The sequence below is a fragment of the Candidatus Hydrothermales bacterium genome, from assembly GCA_039630235.1.
Taxonomy (GTDB): domain Bacteria; phylum Hydrothermota; class Hydrothermia; order Hydrothermales; family JAJRUZ01; genus JBCNVI01.
The window spans coordinates 114869-133585 of sequence record JBCNVI010000003.1; the positions used below are offsets into that span (position 1 = coordinate 114869).

Consider the following 18717-nt stretch of genomic DNA (forward strand, 5'->3'; position numbering starts at 1 on the left):
AAAAGGGAGTATAAAAGTTTTTAGAAAAATATTTATCCTCGAAGTTTGCTAAAGAATCTTTCTGCTGAGATGTAGCCCTTTTCCTTAGTGAGGTAATTAAGAGCTACTGCCTCAACAAGAACTGAAATATGCTTTCCAGGATTTAGAGGAAGTTCTATATATGGAACGTTTATACCAAGGATATTAACTTTTTTTTCTTTTAAACCAATCCTCTCGACATCTAGTGTTTCGCTCCAATCTATTAGTTTTATTACAATGTCAATTTTTGTCCTATCAAGACATGAGCTTGGCCCAAAAAGAGAAAGAATATCGAGTATTCCTATGCCCCTAATTTCTAAAAAAGTTTTGACTTCTTCTTTAAAGGCTTCTCCAATAAGAAAATTTTCAGGATGTCTTATTATTTTGACAAGATCATCGCCCACAAGCTTGTGACCTCTTTCTACAAGTTCAAGTGAACACTCTGATTTTCCTATTCCGCTTCTTCCTAAAAATAGTATTCCCACGTTATAGACACTTACAATGTTTCCATGCAAAACTGTGTATGGCGATAAAAGGGAAGATAGGATAAAAAAGAGTTCCCTCATAAATGAAGTTGTAGGCTCAGTTACAGTAAAAAGTGGTACCTTATTTTCTTTTGCCCTTTCTAAAAGATCAAAGGGGGGTTTAAAACCTTTTGTAACGAAAATTGCAGGTATAGGGTATGAAAAAAATTTTTTTATAGCCCTTAATCTTTCTTCTTCATTCAGAGATTCAAGAACAAGAATCTCAGTCTCACCAATAATCTGAATTCGGTCGTATAAAAATATTTTTTCAAATCCCTTAAAAAGAAGAGCGGGTCTATTTAAGTTAGCATTCTGAATTACAGCACTAAGCCTTAATTCCGGAGTATGGTTTATTAATGTAAATCTTTTTTTTAAAATATTAACAAGATCACAAACTTTAATTTCGTTAAAGTATATTTTTAGATTTTCGAGTTCTTTCACATTCCCTTTAATTTTTGTTCATATTTTTTAAGCTGGGAGGTAATTTTATCTTTAAGATCATCTACAACTGAAAAAAAGTCTGAATTTTGTGCTTCTGCTTTTAAGATCCCCTTTCTTGTTACTTCTATGATTATTTCTCCACGATATCTCCCTCTTTGTTCTTCAAAAATTAGGTTTGACTTTATTATATGATTTGAAAACCTATCAATTTTCGAAAGCCTCTTTTCGACATATCTTCTCATATCATCGGTTAATTCAAAATTTTTTGCCATAATATTTAGACTTTTCATGGAAGTAAAATTAAATTCATAGGGATTGAACCTTGATAAATTTTATTATAATCTAAAAATTTAATCAATAAAGTAGGCTCTTGCCTCTTTGTCTTCAAGCTTTTGAAACTCTTCTATAGTTCCAACAAATCTTACTCTTTTGTTATAAAGCCAAATAATTTTGGTAGCAACAGCTTTTGAAAAATTAAAGTCATGAGTCACTGCTAATGAGGTTATCCCTCTTTGCTCCCATAATCTTTTTATTAAATTTGTTATCTTATCGGCTGTCTCTGGATCTAATCCTGTAGTTGGTTCATCATAAAAGATATAATCAGGGTCATGAACTATTGCTCTTGCAATAGCCCCCCTTTTTTTCATACCCCCTGAAAGCTCTGAAGGATAAAGATTTTCAAAGCCTCTTAAATCAACTGCTTCAATAGCCTTTAAAACCTTATATTCGATTTCTTTTTTAGTTAACTTAAAGTGTTCCCTTAGAGGCAGTGCCACGTTTTCAAAAAGTGTCATAGAATCAAACAGAGCGCTCCCCTGAAAAACAAACCCTATTTTTTTTCTTAACTCAATAAGATCTTTTTCACTTGTCTTAGTTATTTCTAAATTATCATAAAAAACATAACCCCTCTCAGGTTTTAAAAGCCCTACCATTATTTTAAACAAAACAGACTTCCCGACGCCGCTTTTACCAAGTATTATGACAAACTCACCATCGTAAACCTCAAAGTTTATATCTTCAAGAACCCAATCAGAAAATCTCTTATATACCTCTTTTACCTTTATCATCCAAAAATTAAGATACCCAGGATATAGTCAAGAACAAGAATAAGTATAGAAGATAAAACAACTGCTTTAGTCGTAGCTTTGCCAACTCCTTCTGCGCCTCTTTCAGATGAGAGGCCAGAAATCGCTCCAGATAAAGTAAGAGCATAACCGAAAAACATTGATTTTAAAAGTCCACCAAAAAGATCTCTTGGAAGGAAAAACATTTTAGCGCCTGTTGAAAATTCAAAATAATTTGCCACCCCAGAGAGATTCGCTATAAACATACCTGAGAAAATTGCAACTGCAATAGATACTGAGGTGAGAAGGGGTAAAACAATAATTCCAGCTAACATTCTGGGCATTACGAGAAACCTATAAGGATTAATTCCCATAACATAAAGAGCGTCAATTTGTTCTGTAACAACCATTGTTCCAAGCTCCGCAGCAATGCCAGAACTTATTCTTCCAGCTACTACAAGCCCAGTTATTACAGGACCAAGCTCAATCATAACAGCTTTTGCTACACCAGACCCTATGTAAATAACAGGTACATAATCTCTTACTTGGTACGCAGTTTGAATTGTTGCTACCATTCCTACAAAGGAGGATGTAAAAATTACAAGTAAAAGTGAATTGTATCCTATTTCATAAATTTCATAGATTATCTCTCTAAAATACTTTCTGACAAATCTTAAAGAGGTGAAAAAGCTAACTGTAGTATAAGAAATTTCACTTAATAATTCTAAAAAAGATAAAAAAAATCCTTTAAAAGGGAATACCACCTTCCTCAGTACCAAGATATTCTCTACCAGGATTTTCAAATTTCATGAATTCTTTTCTAAACGCGAGAACAAACTTCCCTTGAGGTCCATTTCTATTTTTTGCCACATAGAATCTTATCAAATTTTCCGCATATGGCTCTGTAGGTTCAAAAACTTCATATTCCTCTTGTTTTTTGTAAAGAAAGACAACAATATCAGCATCCTGTTCAAGTGCCCCTGATTCTCTTAAATCTGATAGTTTGGGAGCCGCATCTTCTTCTTTTCTTTCCTCTGCCTTTCTTGAAAGCTGAGATAGAGCTACTACAGGTACGTTTAACTCTCTTGCCAATTTCTTTAAAGAGTCTGTAATATAAGCTAATTCTCTAGGTCGGCTCTCAAATCTTGGTCTTGATTCATGTAAGGGGGCTTGAATAAGTTGAATATAATCAATAAAGATAATTTTTACTTTATGTTCAAGAACTGCTCTTCTTGCCTTGGCTCTAAGTTCCTGTATTGATATTGATGGTGTATCATCGATAAAAATTGGAAGATTTTCAATTCTACTTGCTGCCTCAAGAAGTCTTCTCATTTCGCTTTCACTTAATGAATTTAGGTTTCTAAATTTAATACTGTCAATTTCAGATTCAAGAATTAAAAATCTCATTGCTATGTGTATCTTTGACATTTCTATGCTGAATAGAGCAGATGGAATGTTATAAAATTTTGCTAATCTATATATTACATTGAGAATAAAACTTGTTTTTCCTACTGAGGGTCTTGAAGCAACAACTACAAATTCTCCTGGATGGAATCCCCCTGTAATTTCATCGAATTTTGTATAACCTGTTAAAATACCCTGTACACCTTCTCTTTCTCTTCCCTTTATTTCGTTTATGTAAATTTTAAGCACTTCACTTATTGGCAAAAGTCCCTCCCTTATCTTTATTTGGGCAATTTCAAAAATTTTTCTATCTAATTCATAAAGAATCTCCTCTGCTTCCTCTTCACCACTTTCACATCTTTTTATAGTGTCATAACAGAGTTCTATTGTTTTTCTTAAAATGTACTTTTCAGTCAGTGACTTTATGTAATCGTCAATGTAAGATGGATTTATTGCATATTCTCCCAGCTCTACAAGATACTCTATTCCTCCAATTTTATTTAGAAGATCTTCTTTTTCAAGAACTTCTGCTACGTTTATTGGATCTAGTTTCTTTCTTTTGTCAACTGTTTTTAACATTGCTCTATAGATATCTCTGTGAGAGGGTTCATAGAACATCTCCTCTTTTAGTTGTTCGAAGGCTTTTGTTGCGGCACTTTCTAGAACAAACATTGATCCAAGTATTGCTTTTTCTATCTCTATATCAAAGGGAACTTTAAACTTTTCGTCTTTCATTGAAAAATTTTACTGTTTCTTTTAGGGCTTCTTCAATATCCCATTCGGGTTTAAAATTTAATTCTTTCTGAGCTTTTTTAATATCAAGAGCTATCCTTGTAATTTCAGCTTCCCTTTTTGCTAGATAAATTGGCCTTTTTTTATAGCCTGTTAATTTTTTTAATTTTTCAAATATTTGGTTTATACTTGTCTCTTTGCCTGTTCCTATGTTAAATATTCCCGTTTTGCCTTTTAGTATATATTCTGTTGCAAGGAGATTTGCTTTTACTACATCATTTATAAATATAAAATCTCTTGTTTGGTTTCCATCACCATATATGTGAACCTCTTCATTATTTAGCATTTTTTCACAAAAAATAGCAACAACTCCGCTTTCACCGTGTGGATTTTGTCTTGGTCCAAAAACATTTCCGTATCTTAAAGAGACAAAAGGTAACTTCTTTGAATAATAGAGGCCGTACATTTCACCTGTTATTTTGGATATTCCATAGGGGCTTATGGGAAAGAATCTATAACTTTCTTTTACAGGCAATTTTTTAGGTTCACCGTAAACTGTACCTCCGGAACTTGCAAATATGAATCCCTTTAGATTACATAAAACTGAAGATTCAAGCAAAAAAATTGTTCCTCTTATATTGACTTCCATATCAAGAATCGGATTTTTGACTGATTCTACTACTGAAGATTGAGCAGCATGGTGATTTACTATGTCAGGTTTAAACTTTTTAAATATTTTTATTATCTTGTTTTCATCTGTTATAGATACCTTTTCAAACTCAGCTTCTTTAGGTAAATTTTCTTCTTTACCTGTGGATAAGTCATCTATTATAAGAATTTTAAATCCCATTTTTATATATAACTCAGAAACATGAGACCCTATAAAACCTGCTCCTCCAGTTAAAATAACACGCATTTTCTAAATTACTTAGCCTTTATGAACTTTATTTTTTCTATTTTACCTTCTCTATTTTTTAAAACTAAAAAATAGATCCCCCCTTTTTCTACGTTAATGATTATCTTATCTTTTTTTATTTCATGTGAAAAATAAACTTTTCTTCCAGCACTGTCATAAATTTCAAAACTTTCTATAGCTTCAAATGGAGTCAAGATTATCTTATCGCCCTTAATTAACAATTTTACGTCTAAATTTTTTATAATGGATTTTTCAGATAACTTAGTGAATGATCCTCCGATTATTTTGGAGCCTGATAAAGGATTGTTATAGTAGTCAAAAATAAAGTTGTTTAAAAATTTGACAGTATCACCTGGTCTTACGCTTGGTTTTCCACCATCAGTTGAGAGAAATACAAAAATATAGCTGTCATAAATTATGATATTGCCAATTTCTCCATTTCCTGAAAGCCAACTGTGATTATTTGAGAGTTTAAAAACACTGTTTATATTCATTTTATTTATTTCATTTTTAGGTAAAATATTTTCAGAAAAATAAAAGGCTATAAAATCATCGCTGTCGATGGAAGTATCTGGATAGATATTGTCAAAAGCTAAAATACTGTCGCAACGTGGAAGTTCTAAATCAAAGCTACCTTCAATAGGAGAAAAACCGAAGCATGGATTACCCTTTGTATCATAAATCCTATAGCCCCTAACATAAACTGTATCAAAGTTAAAGATTCTGGAATCCGAGCCTGTAAAAACAAAAAGAAGTGTTTCAGGAGTTATCCAAAGAGAGTAAAAGTTTTCTCCAAAATATCCCCCTTTTTTAAAGTAGAAAAAAGAGTCAACATTTGCTGGATAAATATGAGGCATATTTGTTTTTTCATTAAATATAAAAAACATTGAGTCTCCACTGTTTATACCGTTATCAAAGAAACTCCCATCTTTAGCAATTGCCCTTATTAATTTTGGACCAAGAATATCATCAAAGCTTCCACCTATAATTACTTTTGATCTTCTCCAAAAGCCAAAAGAGTCACTCATTTTTACTTTTACTGTGTCACCCACTTCTACTGAGGGGTAAGTATTTCCTGAGAAGGCAAGAAACACTTTTAGGGTTTCTCCGTTTGTTGACCATTGGGCTCCCCCAAAGTCTCCATAAATATTAAGCCATGAATGATTGTTTGATAATTTAAGGAGGCTATCTACGTTATTTTTATTTATAAACAGCTTTGAAGTCGGTTCGTTAAATATAAAAACTACATAATCATCAGGATCTTTACCGTCCCTTTGAAATGTACCATCCTTAGCCTCAGCCCAAATAGCTATGGGTCCAGTTGTGTCCTCCTCGTAATAAATTCTAATTTGGTCAACAATGGGAGAAAATTCAGGATTTGATGTAAAAAGTTCTAACTTGTATTGAAAAAGAGTATCAGAAAATTTAACAAAACTGTAATTTTCTAAAGATGAAGAGTCAGCTTGTAAGGGGGTAATGTGGCTAAAAGGAATGGTATCATTTATGTTATTAAAACTTCTTATTTTTAATTTGAAGTTGCCAAAAAGCTTACCCTTAATTTTGTATGCCTTAACCTTTATTGGTCCTCTTCCCCCCTTCAGTTTAATATAATTTGAGATTATGTGACCACTACTTTGAAATTTTGACTTAAAAAGTCTTGGTTTATATGAGGTTCCGACTAATATTTCGTTTCCTTTATATCCTATCCCCGTAGAGGGTATAAGAGTTCCAAGATTTGAGTATTTATCGAGCGATTCTATAAGGTTCCATTCAATTCCATCAGAGGAAGCATAAATCCTTCTTTTAGGGTATGTATTTTCGCCATAGGCAAGTAAATATATAATTCCGCTATTTGATTTAAAAATATCGAAAATTTCTACTTCAGAGCTTTGGAATGTTGTGTAGTAACTATTATTTTTTATCAAATAACAGGCTGTTGGTAAATTTCCTGCCACTATAAGGTTTTTCTCAGGGTTTGATAAAACCCCGCCCACTATTTGTTTTGAAGGTAAAAGGGGTGAAATTGGATAAAAGTTTACATCATCTAAGGTTTCATAGATTTTTGATCCACTTCCGTCAGCTAAAGCAATAGCTATTCCTAACCCATTTCTAGTTTTAAAAAGACAATGTGCATCAGGCTCACTTCCAGGAGGTGATGGGAACTGGTATATACTCTGCCATATATTTTGTGATTTTAAATATCTAAAAATTCTTCCCCTATTTGTAGAGCAGTACATTTTAAGAGGAGAAAATATTAAAAAGTCTGAGAAACTATGACCCGAAGCACTCGGTGAGTTAGGAATCCACCTGAAATTTTGTGGAGGAAGATATTCTAATTCATTAGAGTAAAATATCCAACCTAACCCAGAAACAGAGCCAATCCATAAATTATTCCCAAAATCTTTGGAAAAATAAATCCTTTTTACAAGGTTAAAAGATTTATCGTCGTACAGCACTCTACCAGAGGTAAAACTTAGAGAGTCAAGAGTGTAAAAGATTTTAAAATTTTGGACAGTTATGTTTGGATAAAAAACACCTACAAATACAGTATCAGGAGATTTTAAGGCTATACCCTTTACTTCGTATCCACCGAAATCGAAAACTTGTGAGCTTGGAACTAAAAAAAGTGAGTCTCTTGAAATTATTAAAGAATCAGTTTTATAAAAGGGGTCAACTTGATAAGCCTTTAAAAAAGTTCTCAGTGTATCTCTTTTTACTACTATTGTGTCCCTGCCCCCCGCCCAAGTATCTTGGAGAATAAAACTTAAAGAGAAAATTAAATTAATAATCATGCTTTTAATTTTTTAATTTCTTCTGTTAGTGCAGGAACAACTTGAAAGAGATCACCAACAATTCCATAGTCTGCTATTTGGAAAATCGGGGCATTTGGATCCTTATTAATTGCAACGATCACTTTACTTGTTCTCATCCCTGCAAGATGTTGTAAAGCTCCAGAAATTCCACATGCAATGTATAAGTTTGGAGAAACAGTTTTTCCCGTTTGACCCACCTGGTGTGAATGGTCTATCCAACCTGCATCAACTGCAGCTCTTGACGCTCCTACTGCTCCCCCAAGAATTTTTGCTAATTCTCTTAGGGGTTTAAAACCTTCGGGTCCACCAACACCTCTTCCACCTGATACAATTATCTCTGCCTCTGTTACATCTATTTCTTCCTCACCTTTTTCCCTTGTTTCCTTTATTTTTAATCTCTCAACACTCTTTACTACTATTTTTTCAAATTTACCACTTTTTGGATTTTCAATGGGATTTACTATGTTTGATCTTAGGGAAATGGAGTATTTTTCGGAGTTAACCACTTCCCAGACATAGGCCTTTCCAGCAAAAATTGGTCTCTTAAAGATTTTTTTACCATTTTCTTCTTTTACTTCGATGATATCTTGGATTAAGGGTAAATCAAGTAGCGCTGAAACACCAGCTGCAATTATTCTTCCAGTGTTTGAAGCAGGAAAGATTAAAACGTTAAAGTTTTTATCTTTTAAAAACTCAAAGAGAGAATTTATAATTCCATCTTCAGATTCTACTTTTTCTGAGGGTGAAATAAGATAAAGATAATCTGCTCCGTACCTGAAAACTTCTTCTTTTTCTATTTCTTCACCCAGGGCAAAGGCAAATATCTCAGAACTATAGTTCTTTAGGGCAAAAGTTATTAATTCTAACGAGTGTTTTTTTACCTTTCCATCCTTTGTTTCAAGATAGATTCCTATCATTTTCCCCTCCCTTTTAAAGAACTTTGGCTTCTTCCTTTAACAGCCTTACAAGCTCCTTAACATTATCAGGAAAAGGCAAATTTATAATTTTTCCAGCTTTCCTTGCTGGAGGTGACTCAAATTTTAGTGTCTCAATCTTTTTATCCACTAAGTTTGATACTACTATCTCATCCATCTTCTTAGATTTTGCCATCATTATTCCTCTTAAAGATGGATACCTTGGTTCAAATTGACACTTGTCAAATATAATAAAAGAGTTAAATGGGACTTCGTATACAACGAGCCCCTTCTCGGCTTCCTTTGTTACTTTAAAACTTGAATTATCTACCTCAAGATTTACTGCGCCATAAATAAAAGGCTTTTGAATTTTTGTAGCTAGATATATATGAATATAGTTTCTTTCATCGTCAACGGCCTTTTTTCCGCAAAAGATAGCATCTGGATTTTCTTTTTTGATTTCTTCAAGTAAAAGGTTTGCTATTTGAAATGAATCAAGTTCACTTACTTTTTCGTATTTAATAAGTTTTGCTCTATCTGCACCCATAGCAAGTCCGTGTCTCAGTGTTTCTTTATAATCTTCACTACCGAGTGAAAGTAAGACTATTTCCACATTTTCTTTTTTTTCTTTTACTCTTAAAGCAGCTTCCAAAGCATATTCATCGTAAGGATTCATAACAAATGGTATTGATGAAAGGTCTATACCACTACCGTCTGATTTTACCTTTATGGGTACGCCTGTATCTGGAACTCTTTTAACTAACACCAAAATTTTCATATATTCTAACGAAAAATTAAGGGGAATTTAACCCTTTAAACCACAACTTTAGATAAATCTCCATACTTCCTAAAAATTTCCCAAACTCTTTTAAGCAAATTCAATCGATTCTCTCTTAATTCTATATTCTCCGTCATTACAAATACATTATCAAAAAATCTGTCTATAGGTTCTCTTAGTTTTAAAAGTTCTTTTAAGGCCTCCTCAAAGTTTTCTTTTTCCATATGAATCAAAAAAATAGGTTCAATTTCCTTTACTTTCTCAAAAAGCACTTTCTCTTCAATTTTTTCAAAGAGATCTTCTCTAATTTCTCCACTCAACTTTTGATCCCTTATTATATTGTATGCTCTTTTTTGTCCGATTATGATTTTTTCAAACATTTCTTTCTCTTTCTGGAAATACTCTTGTAAAACTAAGGCTTTTTTGTATATTAGATACAAATTTTTAGTTTCACTCTCTATTGTAGCATCTACAAAATCGTATCTTATACCTTTTAGTTCTTCAAGATAATTCTCAAATCTCCTTAAGATCTCTTTCTCTATTTCTTGAGCTTTTACGTTAATTCTAATGTTTTGTTTTCTCAAAAGATTTATCACTAGTTCAATTAATTTTTCAAGGTCAAATCTTATGTCCTTTTCTATTATTAAATAAAATGTTGAATAAAGGGTTCTTTTGAGCCCAAGGGGATCCTTTGAACCTTTTATCTTGTAGCCGTTAGCTAAGAGAGAGATAATTGTATCAATCTTATCAGAAATTGAAATTAATATACCTTCTGTTGTTTGAGGTAATTCATCACCATGAGTTTTTGGGAGCCTATACTCTCTTAAAATTTTAACTATTTTCTCATCTTTTCTTTGAATCCTTGCATACTCTGATGCTATTATACCTTCAAGTTCAGTAAATTCTTTACCGTCCCTGACCATCTCAGTTGTAAGGTCAGTTCTAATTAAATCAATAATTTTATTAATAAATTCTCTTTCCTGAGATAGATTAAGGTTTGAATTTTTTACAAAAAAGTTAGTAATTTCTTTTACTCTTGAGTTTTTTTCGTATATGCTTCCAAGGTCTTTTATCCAGACTACTCCCTTTAAATAATCGGTTCTTTCTTCAAGTGGAATTTCATTATCTTTTTTAATGTAAAATATCGCATCTTCAAGTCTTGCTATCAAGACATCAATAAGGCCCTTTTTTATTTTATCAGCTTTTTCCTCTTTGTTGTTTATTACAGCTATGAAATAAGGCAACACTTCCTTATTTTTTGAAACAAGAGGTATATATCTCTGGTGAGATCTCATAGCAGTAAATATTATTTCTTTTGGTATTTCAAGAAAGTGAGAGGGAAAATCACAGAGGATAACACCTGGATATTCAACAAGACCTGTAAGTTCTTCAATGTGTTCTTCAGTTAAAATAGGCTCAGCATTTAGCTTATCAGCAATTTTATAAATTTTTTCTGTAATTTTATTTTTTCTTTCCTCAAAATCAGGTATAACCCCGTTATTTTTTAGTGCCTCTTCGTATTCATCTATGGAGGTGATTTCAATTTCTTTATTACTAAAAAGTCTATTGGGTCTTGTTTTATTTGAAACTCTAATAGGTAAGGGAAGTTCAAGAATTTCATTATTCCAAAGAGACAAAATCCATCTGATAGGTCTTGCGAATGTCAAATTTTCTATACCCCATCTCATCCTTTTAGTAAATGGTGTCCTTTTTAAAATGTCCAGAATATTTTCTTTTATTATTTCTCTTGTGCTCCTGCCCCCTCTTTTTATCTTCAAGAAAACATACTTTTTCCCCTGTTCTTCTTTTATATAAAGTGTATCAGGTGAAGCCCCCCAACTCTCTAAAAATTTTTTTAAAATTTCTGTTTTTTCTCCCTCTTTATTAAAAGAAAGATGATAGGGCGGCCCCTTTATTTCCTCCTCATACTCTCTTTGCTTTTCATCAAGATTCTCTACCAGTATAGTAAGCCTTCTTGGTGTAGCAAAGGTGAGCACTTTCTCATAACCGATCTTGTTCTCATTAAATAAATTTTCAAACTCTTCTTTAAGTTTCAAAGAAGAACTTCTAACTTCAAGTGGCGGAAGCTCCTCTGTACCAATTTCAAGTAAATATTTAGCCATAAATTTCTATATACTTTTTTGCAACTAGATGACTTAGTCTTCTTATCCTCTGTATCATAACTTGTCTCTCAGCAGGGGAAATTACCCCTCTTGCATCTAAGATATTAAAAGCATGGGACACCTTAATCACACAATCATAGGCAGGGAAAATCAGTTCTTTCTCGATTAATCTTTCCGTCTCCCTATACAATTCTTCAAAGAAATTTCTCCATAAGAGGGGATCTGCTAAGTGATAGTAATACTCAGAAAACTCTTTCTCATTCTGCTTATAAATATCTCCCCACTTATAATTTTCATTCCACTCCACTTCAAATATTGACCTTTTGTTTTGAAGAAACATGGCAATTCTTTCAAGTCCATAAGTTATCTCACAGGTTATAGGATCAAGGTCAATTCCACCTATTTGTTGAAAGTAGGTAAATTGAGTTATTTCAAGTCCATCAAGCCATACTTCCCAACCGATACCCCATGCTCCTAAAGTTTCTGACTCCCAATCATCCTCTACAAATCGAACATCGTGATCTTCAACATTTATACCTAAACTTCTAAGTGAATCAAGGTATATTTCTTGAACATTTTCAGGGGGAGGTTTTAAAACAACCTGATATTGAAAGTATTGTAAGACTCTATTTGGATTTTCACCGTATCTTCCGTCTTTAGGTCTTCTTGTTGGTTCAAAATATGCACATTTCCACTCTTTTTTTCCGAGACACTTTAAAAAAGTAGCCGGATTAAAGGTGCCCGCTCCGACTTCAGAGTTATAGGGAGTAAAAATTAAACATCCTTTCTTTTTCCAAAAATTATTCAAACTCTCAATTAAATCCTGAAAATACATACCTTTAAATTTTATAACAAGTATTGAAATCCTATCAACAAGGGAGTATAATTAATCCTTAAAGGTTCAAGCCCTAAAAATCTAAGGAGTTACAAAATGTTTGAAAAGGTCTCAGAGAAAGATGTTTCGAGGGCTATTACAGTTTCATTTTTAAGGATGTTTGAGAGTGTGATAGAAAGTGATGTAATAGTAGTGGGAGCAGGACCAGCAGGTTTAACTGCTGCGAGGGAGTTAGCTAAAGAGGGTTTAAATGTTCTTGTGATAGAAAGAAATAACTATTTGGGGGGAGGGTTTTGGATTGGTGGTTTCTTTATGAATAAGGTAACTTTTAGGGCACCGTCTCAGGAGTACCTAAGAGAAATTGGAGTTAGATTTGAAGAGGCAAGTCCTGGTTTATATGTGACTGATGGAGCTCAAGCTTGTTCAAAACTTATTGCTGCAGCCAGTGATGCTGGAGTTAAATTCTTACAGCTTACAAAGTTTGAAGATGTAGTAATAAGAGAGGAAAATGGGAGTGCAAGAGTTGCAGGTGTTGTTGTAAATTGGTCACCAATAGAAGGCCTTCCAAGACAAATAACTTGTGTTGATCCTATAGCTCTTGAATCTAAATTCGTTATAGATGCATCTGGTCATGATGCTTTTGTGGTAAAGGCTCTTGAGCAAAGGGGTTATATTAAAGTAAAGGGTGTAGGGGCTATGTGGGTTGAGGCTTCAGAGGATGCTATAGTGGAATACACAGGTGAAGCTTTCCCTGGACTTATAGTAGCTGGGATGGCAGTTGCTGAAACCTTTGGTTTACCAAGAATGGGACCAACTTTTGGCGCTATGCTTTTATCTGGAAAAAGAGCTGCTGAAATTATTATTGAAAAACTTAAGACTTACGTGAAAGTTTAATTTTTATCAGACTGCATCATGGAAAATAGGGGAAGGAAAAAAAAGGGGGAAGAAGGAAAAGGAAAAAAGTTTCAAATTTACTGTTCTTGAAAAGAAAAATTTACATCTACAAAGTGAATTATGAAAGTGTTAATTACAGTGAAATAAAAGATTTTTTTGAGAATGAGGGTTTTTCTGTTTCATTAGAGGAAGATCCACTTTTAAGGCTTGATCGTGAAAAGTTAAATGATATAGCGGTTTTTTTTGCGAAATCGAGAATTTTAAATGCCTTTAAAAGGGAGCTTAATGAAAATCCCTTAAATGTAGAGATTGAGTATGAGAAGAGAAATTTAGTTACTCCTAATAGAAAAAAGGGTATTATATATGATGGGCTTAGACTTATAGAAGTTTATAGAAATTTCATTCCGAAAGAATTAAGAAATATAGAAACTTTTGCGCACTTTTTTTTAACAGATCAACTTATTTCTACGTTTTCTGACAGGTGGCATTTAAGAGTAATCATTTTTTCTTTTCCTGTTTTAATATCTATTCCTGGAATTATTTACGCTCCTGCTAAGGATAGAGACTATTACATTTCAAGTAGTTTAGGATATCTACCGGTTCATAAAGATTATTATTTAACTGAAAAAGATAGAAGAATTACAAAAATTATCTGTGCCTACATTATTCAGGGGATGTTTTTTTATAAATCAATCATAGAAAAAAGTGAATTTAAGTTCTGTGATAACAAGAGATGTCTTATGTATAACAGTCATTATCAAAAAGAAGTAATAGAGGCTCAATTTAACCTAAATTTTTGCGATAAACATAAAAGTGAGTGGAAAAAAATAGTTGCTTAAAACAATTGTTTAAAATAAAATTATCTTATAATTGCTTAAAAGGAGGTTTAAAATGAAGAAAGCCTTTATCGGGGGAGTAATTGGTATAATAGGAGGGTTTATGTTTACAGGTTTAATACCTAACTTTTCGGGCAAAAGAGAAAACCCAAGTCTTTTATGGATTGGGCCACGAATGGGTTGGGAAGTTGATTACACAAATAACAGAATATATGCCATTGATAATTCTGGAGGTGTTACACCAAGTGTAGGTATTGGAACAAATTCGCCTTTATCTAGATTTCACCTGGTCGGTGATTTTTATAATCAAGGATTTGTTGGAACACAGAGCTATTACGAGCCTCCTGGTATCTCTTGGGCGAATGTAGCTTCATTAAGCTATACTTCTCACGGTTCAGGTGAAGATAACTCAGTTGTGTTGATATACGCTCATCTTATATCAAATACAAGTGGTGGTTATGTAGATGGTTTTATAAGAGTTTTAAGGGGTAATACACCTATTGCTATTGCTTGTGGCGGCGGTTACTATGATGTTTGGTCTGGTTTGTCAGCATTTTTTGGAGTAACTCTTATAGCCTATGATAACCCACCTCCAGGTACCCATACTTATACCTTACAGCGAGAAAGTGTAATACCTCAATACGGATATACTTTTTATGTAATAGAGCTTAAAAGGTAATTAATTTTTTTACTTTTGTTCCTTCTCTTATAAAATATATTCTTCTTTTCTTAATCCCTTTTTCAATTTTTCTTCCTGCAGGATTAAAATAAAGAGAAATTTTTGGTTTTTCAATTTCAGATTTCTCCCTAATTTCTGTTACATTAACGAAAAAGCCATAAGTAATCGTAGGTGCCCCCTCAGGATCGTAACTTATATTTCCAGGTATATCTTTAGCCTTAATATAATATCTTATAAAAGTTGGCCCATTGACTTGAGGGATTAAAAATAAAAACCTATTTAACATAGAGTCACAGGCATAAATTGAATCCCAAGGCTGTGTGTTGAACTTATAGTATAAAATCTTTTTCTTTACACCAAATAAATCTCTTATTGTGGACCACGTAGGAAAAGGCCCAGGAAAGCTTGTATCTGACCAAACTGTTGTGCCTGATATAAAAGGACCTATAGTATCGTTTCCACCTAAGCAGGCTAAAGCGTCTATTCTACCAAATCCATAAAGAGTATCATAACCTGGTGAACCTAAGTCTTTTGAAAATGTTCTAATTATCTTTCTAACATTTTTTGAGGGTATTCCATAAGAAAGCATAAGTGCTATTACCCCTGTTACATGAGGAGTTGCCATAGAGGTGCCACCCATTCCAACATAAAAGAAAGTATCAGGTTTTGGCTTTGAAAATCCTATTGCTCTCATACCTATTGTTTGTTGAACTACAAGATCTGGGAAGCCATTATAATCTCTATCTATTAAATCTCCACCAGGTGCTACAACATCAATGGTATCTCCGTAGTTTGAGTAAAAAGTAAGTGAGTCTGCTGAATTTGTAGCTCCAACTCCTATTACCTCGATATAAGCTGCTGGAAAAGTAGGTTGATTGGCACTATTATTTCCTGCGCCTGCTACCATTATTACTCCCTTTGAGTGTGCGTATCGAATTGCTTCATAGAATATTGGTCCTGGATCTTGTGCTGAAGCAATACTCATATTTATAACCTTACATCCATGCTCTACCGCATAGTAAAGACCATCAGTTACCCAATCAGTTGATCCCCACCCTATACTGTTTATAACTTTTATAGGCATTAATGTTACGTTAAAAGCAATTCCAGCAACTCCTATGCCGTTATTTGTGCTCTCAATAATTGTTGCAGATACAAATGTTCCATGTCCGTGATCATCATTAGGATGTAAATCGTTATGGACAAAATCATAGCCCGGAATAAAGTTCGCAAAGTTAAAATCTGGTGCTCTTTTATACGTAGTGCAAGAGGGATGTACTTCGTCTTTTTCGTACGGAGGTACGGGATAGTCTTCATAGGCACAACCTGTATCTAAAACTCCAACCACTATCTCTTCCTTTCCCCCCTGTTCAATATCCCAAGCTTCAAAGAGCCTTATTTTGGGGAAATGCCACTGGTAGGATAGGTAAGGATCATTTGGTATCCATTTTGGTTCATACTCCAGTACATACCATCTTACGTTTGGTTGAACATAAAGAACTTCCCTCTCAGTTTTCAGTCTTTCTATTAAATTGTTAACGTCCTCCTCGGTAAAAATAGTATAAAAGTTTCCGTATCTACTTTTTCTTATAACTTTTAGTTTCCTCTTTTCAAAAAACTTTTCTACATCTACGTTCTCTCTTAATTTGATAAGTATTTGATTCTCTACATAGGGTGGAAGAGGAGGACTCTGTTCTATTTTTTCGATCTTAATAATACCAAAAATTAAAAAAAGGTATATTTTCATTTCAAAAGGATGATCCTTTCAACTTTTCTTTCTTTACTGGAGTTTAGAACAAAATAGTAGATTCCTTCTTTTAGTTCCTTGAAGCTAAACTCATATAGTCCCTTTTTAATGTTTCCTTTTATAAGTATTTTCCTTGTTCTCCCGATAGCATCATATACTTTTAGAGAAATGAAATCGTTGTAGGGGATATAGAGGGAGACCTTTTTCTCTTTAGTATTTACTTTAAAAGAAATCTCTTTCCGTTTGAAATGACTTTCCTCAACATCTACGTAAGTTGCAATAAATTGATAGTACTGTCCTGGAGCAGCCGGGTCTCTTCCAACGTTTTGATTATTGTCTTTTGCTTTTAGGTAGTATCTTATTACAGAGGTTTGGGTTATTGGTGGGATGTGGAAATAAAAGGTGTCTCCTTTTACGGAGTCTGAGGGCAGTGAATCCCATGGGTTTATATGGATTTTGAAGAAGATCTTTGCCTGTGCGATTCCTGATGGATCCCTGATAATAGACTTTACAGGGAATGGACCGTTAAAAGCGGTGTCTCTCCAGACAGTTGTTCCTGTAAATGTGGGTGGAACCTTATCACGAACGTTAAATCTATAAACTGAATTTGGTGCGTTCTGAGGATCGTAGCCTACATTTCCATTAGTAGACATGTCTTGAGCTAATAAATAATATTCCACAACTGCCGGTGGAACAACAGAGGGGATTTTAAAATAATAGTTATTTTGTCTTACTGAATCAGGTAGCCTTGCGGTAAAGCTACCAGTGGTTCCTATTCTGTAGTATAAAATTGCAATATCTACACATCCTCCTGAGTCTATAATCGTAGATTTTATAGGAAAGGGTCCTGCGTAGGATGTGTCGGTCCAAACTGTTGTTCCAGAAAATTTCGGAGGATAATTATCCTGATTTGGATCGATGAAAAAGAAAGAGTAAGTATTTGTCGGTGCTCCTTGAGGATCTGTGCCTCTGTTTTGATTTACTGAGTTATCGTATGCAACAAGATAGTAGCGTACTGTTACAGGTGGATTAACAGCAGGGATTGTAAAGTAATAGATGTTATTTTTGACGCTATCATGAGAGACCCTTACCCAACCACCGGTTGAAATCTTGTAGTAAAGTGAGTCTTTTAGAATACCAGCAGGATCAGTGATTTTACTTCTCACAATGAATGGACCGTAACATGAAGATGGAGTAAGTAGTCTTGTATCTGAAAAAACAGGTGGGGATGTTTCATTAATTGAAGCGCCTTTAAGTCTTATGTAATATTCTGCTGTTGTAAAGTAAGGGTTATATTCAGGAGATTGGCTTCCAATAAATGCAGCTACTCCCAAGTTTGGAACAACCCACTCATAGTTATATCTATGTTCATTTATAAATCCGTAATCATCCCAAGCGCGATACTTTTGTCTAATAACAAGACAGGGATAGGGTCCTCCAAGCGGATCTGGCAAATATACTGTTCCCTCTTTAACTATTGTATCTACATATTCCTCATAAATTGTAATACCGTAGTATTCCCATTGGAAACTACTTATCCATTTAGATCCAAGTTGCATGGGAAAATCATAAGGAATCCAATAAGGAGTAAATGTTATTTGTCCATATGATTGATTATAAAATCCGTATACAAACATGGCATTTATGTTTTCAGACTCGTACATGTACGTTAGCGGGTTCCCAGGGATTTGTTGCATTTCTGCAAATTGTGAACCAGGTGGAGGTGTTCCTGGGGTTTGATTTAATGCTATAAGTGTGCTTGTCCATATTCGTGCAGTTGGCCCTGTTTCAAAATGCCATACATTTGTCTGATTTATAAGGGAATCCGTGTTTACAGGTACGGGTGAAGAGTTTGCATACCATTGCCACTGGTTTCCTATTTGATCTAATCCATAGGGCCAATTTGTATGAGTAATTATTATTTGGGAATAGAGAACCCCACTTATTAATACCATGAGCTTTTTCATTTTAACCCTCCTTTAATTAATTATAATTATAC

Annotated in this window: 16 protein-coding genes; 3 read left to right on the forward strand and 13 right to left on the reverse strand. The window is 33.7% G+C overall.

Annotated features, from left to right (window positions below):
- Positions 1 to 32: 32 nt before the first annotated feature.
- The 11 genes from hprK to ABDH49_04550 form a co-directional block, all read right to left on the reverse strand.
- Complete coding sequence (hprK, locus tag ABDH49_04500; protein ID MEN3046226.1) at positions 33 to 983, reverse strand: HPr(Ser) kinase/phosphatase; 951 nt, start codon at positions 981 to 983, stop codon at positions 33 to 35.
- The gene (raiA, locus tag ABDH49_04505; GenBank protein ID MEN3046227.1) at positions 980 to 1255 is read right to left on the reverse strand and encodes a ribosome-associated translation inhibitor RaiA; all 276 of its coding nucleotides are present in this window, start codon (positions 1253 to 1255) and stop codon (positions 980 to 982) included. The genes hprK and raiA overlap by 4 nt, the downstream gene beginning before the upstream one ends.
- A gap of 78 nt (positions 1256 to 1333) precedes the next feature.
- Positions 1334 to 2050 carry an ATP-binding cassette domain-containing protein gene (locus tag ABDH49_04510; protein MEN3046228.1) on the reverse strand — a complete coding sequence of 239 codons (717 nt, stop codon included), beginning with the start codon at positions 2048 to 2050 and terminating at the stop codon, positions 1334 to 1336.
- Positions 2047 to 2811, reverse strand: coding sequence for an ABC transporter permease (locus ABDH49_04515; GenBank protein MEN3046229.1), 765 nt, complete (start codon positions 2809 to 2811; stop codon positions 2047 to 2049). Before ABDH49_04515 ends, ABDH49_04510 begins: the two co-directional genes overlap by 4 nt.
- Positions 2795 to 4186, reverse strand: coding sequence for a replicative DNA helicase (dnaB, locus tag ABDH49_04520; GenBank protein MEN3046230.1), 1392 nt, complete (start codon positions 4184 to 4186; stop codon positions 2795 to 2797). The genes ABDH49_04515 and dnaB overlap by 17 nt, the downstream gene beginning before the upstream one ends.
- Positions 4167 to 5099 (reverse strand): NAD-dependent epimerase/dehydratase family protein, encoded by a 933-nt coding sequence (locus ABDH49_04525; protein MEN3046231.1) that lies wholly within the window; start codon positions 5097 to 5099, stop codon positions 4167 to 4169. Before ABDH49_04525 ends, dnaB begins: the two co-directional genes overlap by 20 nt.
- A gap of 8 nt (positions 5100 to 5107) precedes the next feature.
- Positions 5108 to 7891, reverse strand: coding sequence for a T9SS type A sorting domain-containing protein (locus ABDH49_04530; GenBank protein MEN3046232.1), 2784 nt, complete (start codon positions 7889 to 7891; stop codon positions 5108 to 5110).
- Positions 7888 to 8829: an electron transfer flavoprotein subunit alpha/FixB family protein gene (locus tag ABDH49_04535; protein ID MEN3046233.1), complete on the reverse strand. Its 942-nt coding sequence runs from the start codon at positions 8827 to 8829 to the stop codon at positions 7888 to 7890. The genes ABDH49_04530 and ABDH49_04535 overlap by 4 nt, the downstream gene beginning before the upstream one ends.
- 13 nt (positions 8830 to 8842) lie before the next feature.
- Entirely contained in the window at positions 8843 to 9604 is a 762-nt protein-coding gene (locus ABDH49_04540; protein MEN3046234.1) for an electron transfer flavoprotein subunit beta/FixA family protein, read from the reverse strand.
- 35 nt (positions 9605 to 9639) lie between these two features.
- Complete coding sequence (gene glyS / locus ABDH49_04545; GenBank protein MEN3046235.1) at positions 9640 to 11727, reverse strand: glycine--tRNA ligase subunit beta; 2088 nt, start codon at positions 11725 to 11727, stop codon at positions 9640 to 9642.
- Positions 11720 to 12562: a glycine--tRNA ligase subunit alpha gene (locus ABDH49_04550; protein ID MEN3046236.1), complete on the reverse strand. Its 843-nt coding sequence runs from the start codon at positions 12560 to 12562 to the stop codon at positions 11720 to 11722. Before ABDH49_04550 ends, glyS begins: the two co-directional genes overlap by 8 nt.
- A gap of 96 nt (positions 12563 to 12658) precedes the next feature.
- Between ABDH49_04550 and ABDH49_04555 the strand changes: the two genes are divergently transcribed.
- From ABDH49_04555 to ABDH49_04565, 3 genes are all read left to right on the forward strand, one after another.
- On the forward strand, positions 12659 to 13456 hold the full coding sequence (locus ABDH49_04555; GenBank protein MEN3046237.1) for a sulfide-dependent adenosine diphosphate thiazole synthase: 798 nt from the start codon (positions 12659 to 12661) through the stop codon (positions 13454 to 13456).
- Between the two features lie 86 nt (positions 13457 to 13542).
- On the forward strand, positions 13543 to 14295 hold the full coding sequence (locus ABDH49_04560) for a DUF6775 family putative metallopeptidase (GenBank protein ID MEN3046238.1): 753 nt from the start codon (positions 13543 to 13545) through the stop codon (positions 14293 to 14295).
- 52 nt (positions 14296 to 14347) lie between these two features.
- On the forward strand, positions 14348 to 14971 hold the full coding sequence (locus tag ABDH49_04565; protein ID MEN3046239.1) for a hypothetical protein: 624 nt from the start codon (positions 14348 to 14350) through the stop codon (positions 14969 to 14971).
- Here ABDH49_04565 and ABDH49_04570 read toward each other — a convergent pair.
- Together ABDH49_04570 and ABDH49_04575 are read right to left on the reverse strand one after the other, a co-directional pair.
- Positions 14961 to 16718, reverse strand: coding sequence for a S8 family serine peptidase (locus ABDH49_04570; GenBank protein MEN3046240.1), 1758 nt, complete (start codon positions 16716 to 16718; stop codon positions 14961 to 14963). The two genes, ABDH49_04565 and ABDH49_04570, sit on opposite strands and share 11 nt — an antisense overlap.
- The gene (locus tag ABDH49_04575; protein MEN3046241.1) at positions 16715 to 18685 is read right to left on the reverse strand and encodes a hypothetical protein; all 1971 of its coding nucleotides are present in this window, start codon (positions 18683 to 18685) and stop codon (positions 16715 to 16717) included. The genes ABDH49_04570 and ABDH49_04575 overlap by 4 nt, the downstream gene beginning before the upstream one ends.
- Positions 18686 to 18717: the final 32 nt, after the last annotated feature.